The sequence below is a fragment of the Actinacidiphila sp. bgisy145 genome, assembly GCF_057708125.1.
Genome location: NZ_JBYIRL010000004.1, coordinates 59,764 through 73,322, shown reverse-complemented (window position 1 = coordinate 73,322; position 13,559 = coordinate 59,764). Strand labels below are relative to the sequence as shown.

The 13,559-nt window shown below is 71.6% G+C and carries 11 protein-coding genes; 7 read left to right on the top strand and 4 right to left on the bottom strand.

Features of this window, described 5'->3' with window-relative positions:
• Window positions 1-83: 83 nt before the first annotated feature.
• Complete coding sequence (locus AC3ERT_RS05305; RefSeq protein ID WP_335977432.1) at window positions 84-314, top strand: DUF3107 domain-containing protein; 231 nt, start codon at window positions 84-86, stop codon at window positions 312-314.
• 92 nt (window positions 315-406) lie between these two features.
• On the opposite strand, the gene AC3ERT_RS05300 is transcribed toward AC3ERT_RS05305, so the two are convergent.
• The 4 genes from AC3ERT_RS05300 to AC3ERT_RS05285 form a co-directional block, all read right to left on the bottom strand.
• Complete coding sequence (locus AC3ERT_RS05300; protein ID WP_435172915.1) at window positions 407-2,413, bottom strand: DUF2264 domain-containing protein; 2,007 nt, start codon at window positions 2,411-2,413, stop codon at window positions 407-409.
• Window positions 2,410-3,375 carry a family 43 glycosylhydrolase gene (locus AC3ERT_RS05295; protein ID WP_435172914.1) on the bottom strand — a complete coding sequence of 322 codons (966 nt, stop codon included), beginning with the start codon at window positions 3,373-3,375 and terminating at the stop codon, window positions 2,410-2,412. Before AC3ERT_RS05295 ends, AC3ERT_RS05300 begins: the two co-directional genes overlap by 4 nt.
• Before the next feature lie 18 nt (window positions 3,376-3,393).
• Entirely contained in the window at window positions 3,394-4,452 is a 1,059-nt protein-coding gene (locus AC3ERT_RS05290) for a hydroxyacid dehydrogenase (protein ID WP_435125865.1), read from the bottom strand.
• Between the two features lie 85 nt (window positions 4,453-4,537).
• The gene (locus AC3ERT_RS05285) at window positions 4,538-5,635 is read right to left on the bottom strand and encodes a LacI family DNA-binding transcriptional regulator (RefSeq protein WP_435125862.1); all 1,098 of its coding nucleotides are present in this window, start codon (window positions 5,633-5,635) and stop codon (window positions 4,538-4,540) included.
• 156 nt (window positions 5,636-5,791) lie between these two features.
• Between AC3ERT_RS05285 and AC3ERT_RS05280 the strand changes: the two genes are divergently transcribed.
• From AC3ERT_RS05280 to AC3ERT_RS05255, 6 genes are all read left to right on the top strand, one after another.
• Complete coding sequence (locus AC3ERT_RS05280) at window positions 5,792-6,772, top strand: ABC transporter permease (RefSeq protein WP_335977444.1); 981 nt, start codon at window positions 5,792-5,794, stop codon at window positions 6,770-6,772.
• Window positions 6,769-7,659 (top strand): carbohydrate ABC transporter permease, encoded by an 891-nt coding sequence (locus AC3ERT_RS05275; protein WP_335977446.1) that lies wholly within the window; start codon window positions 6,769-6,771, stop codon window positions 7,657-7,659. The genes AC3ERT_RS05280 and AC3ERT_RS05275 overlap by 4 nt, the downstream gene beginning before the upstream one ends.
• A gap of 49 nt (window positions 7,660-7,708) precedes the next feature.
• A complete protein-coding gene (locus AC3ERT_RS05270; RefSeq protein ID WP_435172913.1) occupies window positions 7,709-9,373 on the top strand; it encodes an extracellular solute-binding protein in 1,665 nt (554 codons plus the stop codon).
• A gap of 56 nt (window positions 9,374-9,429) precedes the next feature.
• The gene (locus AC3ERT_RS05265; RefSeq protein ID WP_435172911.1) at window positions 9,430-11,307 is read left to right on the top strand and encodes a heparinase II/III family protein; all 1,878 of its coding nucleotides are present in this window, start codon (window positions 9,430-9,432) and stop codon (window positions 11,305-11,307) included.
• 196 nt (window positions 11,308-11,503) lie between these two features.
• Complete coding sequence (locus AC3ERT_RS05260) at window positions 11,504-13,063, top strand: hypothetical protein (protein ID WP_435172909.1); 1,560 nt, start codon at window positions 11,504-11,506, stop codon at window positions 13,061-13,063.
• A 202-nt stretch (window positions 13,064-13,265) separates the two neighbouring features.
• Window positions 13,266-13,538 carry a hypothetical protein gene (locus tag AC3ERT_RS05255; protein WP_335977453.1) on the top strand — a complete coding sequence of 91 codons (273 nt, stop codon included), beginning with the start codon at window positions 13,266-13,268 and terminating at the stop codon, window positions 13,536-13,538.
• Window positions 13,539-13,559 lie beyond the last annotated feature (21 nt).

The window sequence follows — 13,559 nt, the reverse complement described above, 5'->3', positions numbered from 1 at the left end:
CGTCCGCCGGGCGGGGCTACGCTGTGCTCCGTACGGCGCGATCCAACCGCGCACACCGCCCGACCATCGGAGGTATCCAAGCCGTGGAGGTCAAGATCGGCGTGCAGCACGCGCCGCGCGAGATCAGCATCGAGAGCTCGCAGTCGGCCGACGAGGTGGAAACCGCTGTCGCCGACGCGCTCTCGGGCACCAGCAAGCTGCTGAGCCTGGTGGACGAGCACGGCCGCAAGGTCCTGGTCCCCGCCGACCGTCTGGCCTACGTGGAGATCGGCGAGCCCGCCGCCCGCCGCGTCGGCTTCGGCGCCGCCCTGTAGCCCCGCCCCACCACCGGCGAAGCCGCGCCCCCGACCAAGGGGGACGCGGCTTCTCCTGTTGGCCGGTGCGGTGCGCGCGGCCCGCTCTTCGTTCAGTACGCGGCGGGCACCTCGCCGTCCCACGGCACGAAGGTGGCGAGGTCGAGGGTGTGGTGGGGGCCGGTGCGCCAGTGGGCGTGCAGGACGGTGCCGTGGACCTCGACGCGGACCGCGGTGGCGAGGTCGGCCAGGTCGGTCGGGGTGGGGGCGGTGCGGGTGAGGGTGTGGAGGGAGACGAGGACGGTGGTCGGGGTGCCGGCGGTGGCGGTGAGGACGGGGACCGCGGAGTAGGGGCCCATCGCGTTGGTGTCGCGTTCGGCGTGGGTGGCCGCGTGCTGCCAGCCGTACAGGCCGACGACGGTGGCGGTGAGGCCGTCCGCGCGGGTGACGGCGGCGGTGCGGGCGGTGCCCGGGCCGCCGGGGGTGCGGGTGGTGAGGGGCGAGGTGTCGGCGACGGCCCAGCCGCCCTCGCGCACCGGCCGCGGCCGCGGCGTCCGCACGAGGTGGGCGCGCAGTTCGAGGTCGCCGTCGAGGACGGTGACGCTGACCACGGAGCACCCGGGCAGCAGGCGGCCGTCGAGCTGCGGCAGGTGCACCGAGCCGGCCACGGCACCCTCCACCCGCATCGCCCGGATCACCCCGCGGTGGCTGGCCCGCCCGCCGGCGTCGAGCAGCGCCAGGTGCCCGTCGACGTTGGCGGTCCAACCGGCCGCCGTGCCGGGCGCGGTGTGGCTCGAGTAGCCGAACTTGGCGTAGTGCGGGTCGTCGGGGTCGGCCCGGGTCGGCTCGACGGGGATCTCGCAGTGGTCGCTGCCGTGGTTCACCAGCCGTACGATGCCGTCCTGTTGGGTTCGCAGCAGCCACCCCAGCTCCGGCATCACCCGGGTCCGCGGCCCGCGCTCGGTCGGCTGCGGCTGCTCCGCCGCGGTCCACACCGGCGCGTCCTGGTCGATCGCGAGCCCGAGGAACCCGATGCCGGCCAGGTAGGACGACCCGAACCCGCTGTAGGTCTGCGCGATCGGCTCGTACGGGCGGTACCAGCCCAGCTCCGGCGGGTGCGCGATGCCGACCCCGGCCGCGGTGAACCGCGCGAGCACCCCGGACGCGAGCCGCCGGGTCGCCCCGGGCGTCAGCGGGTTGACCCCGGAGATCTCCGCGCACCACAGCGCCGCGAGCGCGGCGGTCCGGTACGTCAGCGACCGCCCGACGTGCAGCATCGAGCCGTCGGGCGCCACGGTGTCGGCCCAGGACCCGGCGAACGCGCCGAGCCGTTCGAGGTGCCGCGCGCCGTCGGGTGTCGCGGTCCGGTCGGTCATCCGGTACCAGGCCCACAGGTAGGGGTGGATGGCCCAGGCGTTGTAGTAGTCGACGGCGTGCTCGGGGCCGTCGGTGTACCAGCCCTGTTCGAGGTACCAGGACTCCACGCGGCGGACGTTGCGCGTGCCGGTGCACCCGGAGGTGTCCTCCCCGACCGAGCGGAGGAAGCCCTCCGCCATCGCCGGGAACAGCTGCCAGTTGTTGTGCCAGACCTCCAGCCGCGCGTGGTGGCGCAGCCAGTCCGCGATCCGGCGCCGCTCGGCCGGGGCGAGCCGGTCCCACAGCCGCTCGCGGCTGATGTGCAGCCCGAACGCGATGTTCGCGGCCTCCACGATGGAGTTCGTCACCCCGGTGACCGGGGCCCGGCAGGTGACGCCGCGCGGCCAGGACTCGGCGCCGTCCGGGTCGGTCCCGGCCAGCAGCGCGCGGGCGTACCGCTCCGTGAGCGCCTCGGCCTCCGTGCCCCGGGCGCCGGCGATGAGCGGTGCGGCGAGCAGGAAGGACCGGCCGACCGCCTCCATGCTCTCGCGCCGCTCGCCGTCGCCGGTGACGCGGCCGGGCAGCCGCGGCAGGGCGCCGCCGGCACTGTCGTACGGTTCGATGCGCGACAGCCAGCGCCGGCCGACCGCCTCCCAGTGCGCGCGCGTCCACCCGGTGAGGGGCGAGCGCTCCGCGTCGGGCGCGGGCAGCACGAAAGGACCGCTGCCGCCGGAAGGACCGTTGCCGTTGCCGTTGCCGCTCATGCCTCCGCCGCCTCGGCCTCGCCCGGCACCGCCTCGGCCTCGCCCGGCTCCACCTCGACCTCGCCCGTCGCGACGTCCACCCTCCACCGCCCAGCCCACTCCAGCCGGGCCTGCCCGCCCCCGATCCGGATCGGCAGCCACACCGGCAGCGACCGCTCCAACTCCTCGGGCAGCCACCGGTCCCCGACGTACACGTACGCGGTGCGCTCGCTGCCCTCGACCGGGACGATCGTGCTGATCTGCGAGTCGTACGTCGCCGACCCGGCCGGTGCGAACCGCCGCCAGGGCGACCACGGCCCGGCGAGCGAGGGCGCGGTCGCGTACCGGTTGTCGTTGGCGGCCCAGCCGGTGAGGTCGGAGCCGAACAGGTAGTAGGTGCCCTCGACCCGGACCAGCGCGGGCGACTCGTAGCCGTGGTCGCCGCTCTCGCCGAGCGTGGTGGCCACCAGCTCCTCGACGCCGAGCAGGTCCTCGGTGAGCCGGTAGATGTGCAGCCCGTGGTCGCGGTCCTCGGACAGCAGGTAGCCGGCGCCGTCCTCCGCGTAGACACCGATGTCGCGGCTGAGGTGTCCCAGCGGCCGCACGCTGCCGCGGTACGTGTACGGTCCGGCCGGGTCGTCGCTCGTCGCGAAGCCGACGCGCGCGTCGGCGTAGTCCGCGGAGTCGATGTGGAGGTACATCACGTACTGCCCGGTGCGCGGGTGGCGCAGCACCTTCGGGCGTTCGACCACGCGGCCGGGGGCGAGGTCGCCGTCGCCGACGGCCAGCGCGGTGCCCTCGTGCCGCCAGGCCGCCAGGTCGGCCGAGGAGTAGCAGGCGATGCCCGCGAAGGTGCCGCCGGCGCTCTTGTCCTCGCCCCAGGCGTAGAAGCGGTCGCCGATCCGCAGGACGCCGGCGCCGTGGAGTTGGGCGAACCGCCCGTGCTGGTCGAGGAACGGCCGGGCGGTGGTGATGTCGGTCATCGTGGCGGCGCTCCGCTCTCAGGCCTGGAGGACGGACCGCTCGAAGGCGATCGGTTCCGCGAAGCTGCCGGTCGCGCTGAACGCCAGCGTCTCGCGTACCGCGTTGCCGGCGAGCCGGCGCAGTTCGTTGCCCTGCGAGCCGGCGATGTGCGGGGTGATGAAGGTGTTCGGCGTGGCGCGCAGCCGGGCACCGGACGGCAGCACCTCCGGCTCGGTGACGTCGAGGATCGCGGCGAGGTCGCCCCGGTCGAGCCGGTCGGCCAGCGCCTCCTGGTCCACCAGCCCGCCGCGCGCGGTGTTCACCAGTGTCGCGCCCGGGCGCATCGCGTCGATGGCGGCGCGGTCCAGCATGCCGGCGGTGGACGGCAGCAGCGGCGCGTGCAGCGAGACGATGTCGCTGGCCGCGCAGAGGTCGGCCAGTGCCATCCGCTCGACGCCGAGCCGGGCCGCGTCCGCCGCGTCGATGTGCGGGTCGGCCAGCACCACGCGGACGTCGTACCCGCGCAGCCGCTCGATCACGGCGCGGCCGACGCGGGAGGCCCCCACGACGCCGACGGTGATGCCGTGCATGCCGACGATCGGCCAGGTGCCCTCGATGTCGACGGCGTGGCCGTCGGCGGCGCGCAGCAGGTCCGCGCCGGCCAGGGCCCGCTTCGCGGCGAGCACGATCATGGCGACCGAGAACTCCGCCACCGGCACCGCGTTGGCGGTGGCGCTCGACGCGACGGCGATGCCGCGCCGCCACACCTCGTCGTCGACCACGGGCCGGATGGAGCCGGCGGAGTGCACCACGGCGCGCAGCCGCGGCATCCGGTCCAGGCGTCCGGCGTCCAGGACCGGCGAGCCCCACCCGGTGACGAGCACCTCGACCTCGGCGAGGTGCGCGGTGTCGGCCGCGCCGTCCAGGTCGAGCGGCCGGTCGGCGAGCAGCCGCACGGTGCTCGCGGCGTGCAGCGCCGCGAGGTCGGCGGCGGCGAAGACCCGGCCGAACGTCGGGCCGGGCATCGCGAAGCCGACCGCGACGGTGCGCACCGCATCGATGTGCGGCGGCCCCATGGTGTTGATGTTCGACGTCATATGACGGTGGACTCCCCTCCGGCGAACAGCGAATCCCACCTCAGCCCGGAGCGATGTGCGAAGTCAAGGCGCGGGGTGCAATCGATCAGGAGTCGAACACCGGACGGGCCGACTCCCGGATGCTCAGGGTCGGCGTCAGCGTCATGTGGCGGCGCGCGAAACCCAGTTCGGCGGCTGCCGAAAGACGCTCGAAACACATGGTGGCCGCGAACCGGCCCACGTCGTGCTTGGGCGGGGCCACCGCGGTCAGCGGCACCGCGGCGAACGCGGCGACCTCGTCGTCGTAGGCCACCACCGACAGGTCGCCCGGGATCGAGACGCCCATCTCGAGCACGGTCTTCACGAACTCCACCGCGTAGTGGTCGGAGTGCACGAACACCGCGGTGGTGCCCGCGTCGAGGCAGCGGGTGACGAAGCGGCGGGTCGCGGCGCCCACCGAGGCGGTCTCGTCGATGATCTCCACCGGTGCGTCGGTGCGCAGTCCGAGTTGGCGCACGGCGCGCTTGTAACCGGTGCGCAGCTGCGGCGAGGTGGGGGTGTCGAACATCGCGACGCCGACCGAGCGGTGCCCCAGTTCGGCCAGGTGCCGGATGGCGACGGCGGCGCCCGCGCCGTGGTCGCTGCGCACGGACTCCAAGGTGGCGGCCCCGATGGGCGCCTCGGTCACGGCGCGTTCGACGATCACCACCGGCATCGCCGCCTGGCTCAGCAGCTCCAGCGCCGGGTACGCGTCGGCGGTCGTCGTGGTGACCAGCAGCCCGTCGATCCCGCTCGACATGAAGCGCTTGATCTGCTGCCGCTCCAGGGCCCGGTCGTACTGCGAGACGCCGAGGACGACGCGCCCGCCGAGGGCCTCGGTGCGTTCGGCGACCCCGGCCACGACCTTGGGAAAGTAGTAGCCGGGGTCGGGGACGACAAGCCCCAGCGTGAACAGCGCGGCGGTCGGCTCCCCCGGCGCCGACCGGGGCGCCGGCCGGTGCGGGACGCCCGCGGTCGGGTACGTCTCCACCGAAACGGCACCGCCGTGCACGCGCCGCAGGGCGCCGCGGTCGGCCAGTTCGCCGAGATCCCGCCGGACCGTCATCGCCGAGACACCCTCCCGGGCGGCGAAGTCGGTTGCGGACAGGCTTCCGTGGACACGCAACTCGGCCAGGATGCGCTCCTGGCGCTGACTCGGGTGCATCGTCGCTCCCCATGTGCGTTTGGTGTGCGGATGAATAATCGCTCTTGACTCTCATCATATGAGCACTTAGAGATGTCGAAGTGTTCGAACGTCGCACCGTGGTCGTCGCCGAGCCAACTCCCGGACACCCGCAACCACCCGAGGCAAAGGAGCCGCATGAGCGCGAAGTTGGTCGCCCCCGCAGCGACCCGTACCGACCGCCACGGTCACGAACTGGTCGAACGACGCGTCCCGTTCCTCGCCCGGCTGCGGCAGGACTACCCGCTGCTGATCATGGTGACGCCGGCCGTCGTCCTGCTGCTGCTCTTCGTCTATGTGCCGCTGTTCGGCAACGTGATCGCGTTCATGGACTACCAGCCCTACGTGCCGATCACCCAGAGCCCGTGGATCGGCCTGCAGAACTTCCAGACGCTCTTCGCCGACCCGACGTTCTGGCGCGCGGTGGTCAACACCCTTGAGATCACCCTGATGCAGCTGGTGCTCTTCTTCCCGGTGCCGATCGCGCTGGCACTGCTGATCCACTCCCTGGTGTGGCCGTGGCTGCGGGTGCTGGTCCAGTCGGTGCTGTACCTGCCGCACTTCCTGTCCTGGGTGATCGTCGTCGGCTTCTTCCAGGAGTCGCTGGGCTCGGGCGGCGTGGTCAACCACATGCTGCGGCAGGCCAACGAGTCGACGATCACCGTGATGAGCGACCCGTCGACCTTCAAGCTGCTGCTGACCTCGCAGCTGATCTGGAAGGACGCCGGCTGGGGCACGATCATCTTCCTGGCCGCGCTCGCCGCCATCGACGACTCCCTCTACGAGGCGGCCGCGATCGACGGTTCGGGCGCCTGGAGCCGCTTCTGGCACGTCACACTGCCCGGCATCCGGCCGATCATCGTGCTGCTGCTCATCCTGCGCCTGGGCGAGGCGCTGTCCGTCGGCTTCGAGCAGATCATCCTGCAACGCAACGCGGTGGGCGCGCACGCGGCCGAGGTCCTCGACACGTACGTCTACTACCACGGTGTCGTCGACGGCAACTGGGGTGTGGGCATCGCGGTCGGACTCATCAAGGGCGTGGTCGGGTTCATCCTCATCCTGGGAGCGAACAAGGCCGCGCACATGCTCGGAGAACAAGGGGTGTACTCGCGGTCATGAGCACTATCCGCCGTCCGGTCTGGGCCGGAAAACCCAAGCCCGTCGTGCTGGCGCTCAAGAGTGTCGCCGTCGTGATCCTGCTCGCCGTCATCCTCTTCCCGTTCCTCATCGTCTTCTCCACGAGTGTGTCCACCAACGACGACATCACCGCGGCCGGCGGCTACGTGGTGTGGCCGAAGTCGTTCGACCTGTCGGCCTACTCGCAGATCCTGACCGGCGGGATCGTGACCCGGGCGATCGTGGTGACCGCACTGGTCACCCTGGTCGGCACCGCGATCAGCGTCAGCTCGACGGTGCTGGCCGCATGGGCGCTGAGCCGTCCCGGATCGCTCTTCCAGCGGCCGCTGCTGACCTTCGTGCTGGTGACGTTCCTCTTCACGCCCGGCCTCATCCCGCTGTACCTGGTGGTCAAGCAGCTGGGCCTGGTCAACAACTACTGGGCGCTGATCCTGCCGTCGGCCTTCAGCGTCTTCAACCTGGTCGTCGTACGCGGCTTCATGATGGGCATACCGAAGGAGCTCATCGACAGCGCGAAGATGGACGGCGCGGGCGAGTTCCGGGTGCTGTGGCAGATCGTGCTGCCGCTGTCCCGCGCGGTCATCGCCGTCGTCACCCTCTTCTACGCCGTCGGCTACTGGAACGCGTTCTTCAACGCCCTGCTCTACATCAACGACTCGACGAAGTGGACGCTCCAGCTGGTGCTGCGCACCTATGTGCTCCAGGGCTCCTCCCTCGTCTCCGGTGTCGGTGACACCACCATCCACCCCGCCGCGCAGTCCGTGCAGATGGCGGTCGTCATGATCGCGATCGCGCCGATCGCCCTCGCCTACCCGTTCGTCCAGCGGCACCTCACCAAGGGTGTGCTCACCGGGGCCGTCAAGGGCTGAGCCGCCGCCATCCCCCCCGACACGGAGTCCACTTCAAAGGAGAAGTCCGATGAACATGCCCACCAACGGCTCGATCAGCCGGCGCAAGCTCCTCGGCGGCGCCGCGTTCGGCCTGCTGGCCCTCGGCACCGGCGGCGCGCTGTCCGCCTGTTCCTCCAGTGACGCGGCCGGCATGAACAAGCTGTCCGACACCCTCACCCCGCTGCCGACGTACATACCGGTGACCAAGGGCCCCAAGCCCGACCTGGCCGGCAACGGCGTCGTCCAGCCGGTGTACTACAACTCCCCGGCGCAGAGCGAGCTGTACAGGTCCGTCACGGGCACCGTCGGCGACGGCAGCACCACGTCCGGCTTCGTGGTGACCTACGACGCCCCGCCGCCGGCGAACAACACCTACCTCCAGTACATCGGCAGGCAGGCCAATGCCAAGTTCGACCTGACCTTCGTGCCCGGCGACTCCTTCGCGGAGAAGTTCGCCACCATGATCGCGGGCAACTCCCTGCCGCAGATGGTGGAGTTCCTCACCTTCGCGATGCCGCCGCGGTACCCGCAGATCCTCGCCTCCCGGTTCCAGGACCTGTCCGAGTACCTGTCCGGCGACAAGATCAAGGAGTACCCGAACCTCGCGAACATCCCGTCGCTGTCCTGGGTGAGCGCCCGGATCAACGGCAAGATCTACGGTGTGCCCGAGCACCGGCCGCCGTTCGGCAGCATCCTGGTGTGCCGCCCGGACATCATCAAGAAGCTCACCGGCCAGGAGCCCGCGCCCAAGAACGAGGCCGACTTCACCGAGCTGTGCAAGTCGATCACCGACGCGAAGGCCAACCGCTACGCCATCACCGGCCAGGGCGGCGCCGACCTCGTCGACTGGGCCTACGACATCATGGGCGCCATCTTCGGGGTGCCCAACGGTTGGAAGCGCACCGCCGACGGCAAGTTCGTCAGCAAGTACGAGACCGAGGAGTGGGTGCGCACCGTCAGCTACATCAAGAAGCTGTACTCGGCGGGCTACTACCACCCCGACACCCCCAGCATGCAGAGCGCGCAGGCCAAGACGTACATCGCCAACGGCACGGTGCTGCTGCACATGGACGGCATCTCCGCGCTGCTGGACACCACGCTGCCCGACGGCGTCGTGACCGGCGGGGTCGTCCCCTTCGGCGCCGACGGCGGCAAGGGCGGCAACTACCAGGGCTCGTCGAGCTTCTCCTTCACCGCGCTGAAGAAGGCGAGCCCGGCCACCATCAAGGAGCAGCTGCGCCTGCTGAACTACCTGGCCGCGCCCTTCGGCTCGCAGGAGCAGTTCGACCTGACGCACGGCAAGGAGGGCGTCCACTACACCGGCTCCGGCGCGAACGCCGCCCTGACCAAGGCCGGCGAGACCATGGTCAACGCCAGCTCGCTGTACCGCCTGGCCGCCGGTCCGCAGGTGCTCAACCTCGCGGTCCGCAAGGACGAGCAGCTGCGCCGCTCGCACGAGTGGCAGGTCGGCACGCAGCACATGCTGGTGCAGAACCCCGCCACCGGCCTGTACTCGGCCACCGCCTCGCAGTCCGGCTCCGCGGAGTCCGCGGTCCTGGACACGATGAACGACTACATCCTGGGCCGCGCCAACCTGTCCAAGGTCCGCGGCGCCATCCGCACCTGGACCGCCAACGTCGGCAACACCATCCGCGGCGAGTACGAGTCGGCCTACGCCAAGCAGCACCCCTGATCCGGCCCGGCAGAAACAGCAGCGCCGACCGTCCGACCACCAAGGGACCCGCACCCGTGCATACCAGCGAAACCTCTCTCCGTTCCCTGTTCACTCCCGCGGTCCGTGCCGCGGTGCGGGTCGGGGCCTGGTCCCCGGCCCCGCCGGTCGAGGACCGCGCCGCCTGGGCCGGCGTCGCCGAACGCGACCGGCAGACGCTGCACGCCGAACACCTGCTCTGGCAGGAGAAGGCGGCCGCCGCACCGCACAGCCTCACCCGGTGGGCGGCCTACAGCCGCACCGGCGACCGGGTGCCCCAGGAGCGCGCCGAGCACGCGATGTGCGGCGTGGTCGGCACCACCGCCCTGCTGCTCGCCGCCACCGGCGACGACGCACTGGTGCCGCAGCTCGCGGACGGCGTCTGGCGGATGTGCGAGCTGAGCGCCTGGTGCCTGCCGTCGCACTACGCGCTGCCGGAGTCCGGCGAGCGGCCGTTCCTGCCCGTCCCGGGCCGGGACGTCCTCGACCTCGCGAACGCCTCGATCGGCGCCATGCTGGCCGGGATCGACGCCGTCGCCGGCGCGCGCCTGGAGCGCGACTACCCCGGCATCCGGGCCCGGGTGCACTACGAGATCCGCCGCCGGGTGCTGGACCCGTGGGAGAAGGAGGTCTACTTCTGGCACGGCGTCGACGGGCCGCCCAACAACTGGGCGCCGTGGATCGTGTCGAACGTGCTGGTCTGTGCCGCCGTCGTGGAGACCGACCAGGAGCGGCTGGCCGCCACCGTCGACCGCGCGCTGGTCATCCTCGACCGCTTCCGCGCCGGGTACGACGACGACGGCAGCTGCGACGAGGGCGCCACCTACTGGTGGTGGGCCGGCGCCACCCTCTTCGAAGCCCTCGACCTGCTCCAGGAGCTGACCGCGGGGGCGCTGGACGGCTTCCCGGTCGCACCCGTCCCGCAGATGGCCCGCTTCCCGATGAGCATGCAGATCGGCGAGAACTCCCAGGTCAACTACTCCGACGGCTCACCGGTGCTGCCGGAGAACGCCAACTGGCACCTGCTCGCCCGCTTCGGCGCCCGGGTCGGCGACGAGGAGGTGGTCCGGCACGCGCGGTGGATGGGCCGCACGCACCCGCTGCGCTTCGACGGGCAGCTCGCGCCGCTGTTCCGCCGCACCCTCACCGCGCTGCGCGCCCCCGACTGGACCGACGGCGAGGCGGCGCCCGGCATGCCGGCGGCGCTCTACCTGCCCGGCACCGAGGTCGCGGTGGCCCGCGAGCGCGCCGGCGACACCACGGGCCTGTTCGTCGCGGCCAAGGGCGGCCACAACGACGTCAGCCACAACCACAACGACGCCGGCGGCGTCATCGTCGCGCTGGACGGCGACCCCGTCCTGATCGACGTCGGAGTCGGCGTCTACCGGCGCGAGACGTTCGAACCGTCGACCCGGTACACGATCTGGACCATGCGCAGCGCCTGGCACAACGTGCCGCTGCCGGGCGGCGTCGAGCAGTTGCCCGGCGCGCAGTACCGCGCCACCGGCACCGCCTTCCACGACGACGGGACCACCACGCAGCTGACGGCGGACCTCACCGCCGCCTACCCGGAGTCCAGCCGGCTGCGGCGCTGCGGGCGCACCGTGCTGCTCGACCGCGGCGGCCCGGCCGTCGAGGTCCGCGACAGCTGGACGTTCGCCGAGGACGGCACCATGACGCTGGTGTTCATGACCGCGCTCGAACCGCGCCCGGACGCACACGGGTTCACGGTCGGCGCGGCCCATGTGGCGCTGGAGCGCGACCGGTTCGACATCGTCGTGGAGCCGGTCGAACTCGACGACGCGAAACTCGCCCGCGCCTGGAACGGGCGGGTCTTCCGCACCCGCCTCGTCCAGCGCGTGCCCGCACGCGAGGGGGAACACGTGCTGCGGGTGACCCGCGCCGCCACCGACTGATTCGCCACGATTCCGGCTGTTCCGAATTCACCGGCAGGCCCGAATCAACCGACTGCCCGCATTTCTGAACTCCGCCGCCCCGCACCCCGAATGTGCGAGATCTGTTCTCTTCGCACCCGGCTCTTGCCCCGCCGATTCGCGAACGCCCATCATCGAAAAACCACGTCGTTTTCGTCGTTTTCAAGGGAGAGAACGCATGACGGAGTCGAACAAGATCAGCCGGAGAACCGCTCTCGGTCTTGGACTGGCCACCGCGGCCTCCGGCACGTTTCTCGCCGGGCCGGCGGCCGCGGCGACCCGGTCCCCCGGGCACGGCCACGGCCACGGCGTCCACCCCCGAATCACCGCGGCCTTCACGCCGGACACCACCACGGTGCTGCGCAACCCGCTCAACGGCTGGTCGCTCTACGCCAACACGTCCTTCCCGTCGGACTACTGGACGCAGTACGACGCGGTGCCGGTCGAGGGGTCGACCGCCACCGCCAAGGTGACGGACTACGCGTCGGTGTACTACATGCGGGTCGCCTGGTCCCTGCTGGAGCCGTCCGAGGGCGTGTACGCCTGGCAGTCGGACACCCCGGTCAAGCTCGCCATCGACGAGGCCCGCGCCCGCGGCCTGCGGCTGGCCTTCCGCGTCGTGGTCGACAGCCGCGACAAGTCCTACGACTTCACGCCGGACTACGTGCGCGCCGCCGGCGCCCAGGGGTACGAGACGCAGACCGGCAGCAAGACGGTGTGGTCGCCGTACCCGGACGACCCGGTGTTCCAGGCGAAGTTCTCCGCCTTCCTGCGGGCGTTCGGCGCCCAGTACGGCGACCCGGCCGTCACGGACTACGTCGACGGCTACGGACTCGGGAAATGGGGCGAGGGCCACACCGTCCTCTACCTCGACGCCGCCAACCGCGAATCGGTGTTCCGCTGGATCGTCGGCGAGTATTCCGCCGCATTCCCGAAGGTCGCCCTCGCGATGAACTACCACCGGATGATCGGCACCGGAGAGGGATGGGGCGATCCGGACCCGGACAGCGAGGCGCTGCTCGACATCGCATTCAATGCCGGATACGTGCTGCGCCACGACGCATTCGGAATGACGGACTACTACGGCGACTGGGAAAAGGCGATCGCCGCGAAATGGCGCTACCAGCGGCCCATCATCATGGAAGGCGGGTGGGTCACCGGCTCCATGAACTACAGCGTCGACCCACGCGGCTACACGACCGTCGCCGACGTGCGGCAGGGCGAGTACGACGACTCGGCCGAGGCGCACGTGAACATGATGGACTTCCGGGTCGGCGAGTGCCTGACGTGGTTCTCGGACGCCTACCCGCTGGTGCAGTCCTTCGACGGTGGCGGCGGGTACCGGCTCTACCCGACGCAGGTCGTCGCGCCCGGCTCCGTCGCCGCCGGCGGCACCGCCGCGTTCACGCACACCTGGGCCAACCTCGGCTGGGGCTACCTGCCGGACAACATCCCGGCGTGGAACCACCGGTACAAGGCGGCGGTCGCGCTGCTCACCTCCGACGGCACCGCGGCGAAGGTGTTCGTGGACGCCGCCAGCGACCCGTCGGCCTGGCTCAAGGGCTCCACCACGTCGTACGCGTTCACCTCGACGGCGCTCAACGTCGCGAAGGGCGCCTACCGCTGGGGCGTCGCCCTGGTCGACACCTCGAAGGGCAACGTGCCCGGCATCGCGCTCGCCGCGCAGGGCACGACCGCGGGCGGCTGGCTCGTCGTGGGTGACGTGCAGGTCGTATGAGACCCGCCCCGGGGGCGCGCCCGTGATCCGGGCGCCTTCCCGGGGCCGCCAACTCCCTTGTGCCCCGGGCCGGATCGACCCGTCCCCGCTGAGGCGTTCGAGCCGGGAGCAGACGGGTGAGCGCGCTTTGCGCCGGCTTGCTCCGGGGTAGGAGTGGTATGGACCGGTCCCGTTCCGTACCTGCCACCGGAGGGATACCACGATGATGCTGTGGGAAGCCGTCGTCTTCGCCGCTCTCGGGCTGCTGGCCGCATGGTCGGCGAGCCGGATGTTCCCGCTGCGGCTCCCCGCGTCGCCCCTGGTGCTCGCGACCGGCCCGGTCGCCTCGCTCCTGGGCGGCCTGGTCACCTACAGCATCGTCGGCGGCCACCACCCCGAGGCGACCTTCCCGGCCGCCCTGCTCACCTCCGCGGCCCTCCTCAGCGTCCTCGCCCGCCCCCCGCGCCGCGGCCGCCACGCCAAAGCGCTGGGCTAGGCCTAGGGCTCCTCGAGGCGG

Coding starts and splice junctions, on each gene's coding strand:
- AC3ERT_RS05300 (WP_435172915.1), bottom strand. CDS start 2,413: ATGAGCGGCAACGGCAACGGCAACGGTCCTTCCGGCGGCAGCGGTCCT.
- AC3ERT_RS05295 (WP_435172914.1), bottom strand. CDS start 3,375: ATGACCGACATCACCACCGCCCGGCCGTTCCTCGACCAGCACGGGCGG.
- AC3ERT_RS05290 (WP_435125865.1), bottom strand. CDS start 4,452: ATGACGTCGAACATCAACACCATGGGGCCGCCGCACATCGATGCGGTG.
- AC3ERT_RS05285 (WP_435125862.1), bottom strand. CDS start 5,635: ATGCACCCGAGTCAGCGCCAGGAGCGCATCCTGGCCGAGTTGCGTGTC.
- AC3ERT_RS05280 (WP_335977444.1), top strand. CDS start 5,792: ATGAGCGCGAAGTTGGTCGCCCCCGCAGCGACCCGTACCGACCGCCAC.
- AC3ERT_RS05275 (WP_335977446.1), top strand. CDS start 6,769: ATGAGCACTATCCGCCGTCCGGTCTGGGCCGGAAAACCCAAGCCCGTC.
- AC3ERT_RS05270 (WP_435172913.1), top strand. CDS start 7,709: ATGAACATGCCCACCAACGGCTCGATCAGCCGGCGCAAGCTCCTCGGC.
- AC3ERT_RS05260 (WP_435172909.1), top strand. CDS start 11,504: ATGACGGAGTCGAACAAGATCAGCCGGAGAACCGCTCTCGGTCTTGGA.
- AC3ERT_RS05255 (WP_335977453.1), top strand. CDS start 13,266: ATGATGCTGTGGGAAGCCGTCGTCTTCGCCGCTCTCGGGCTGCTGGCC.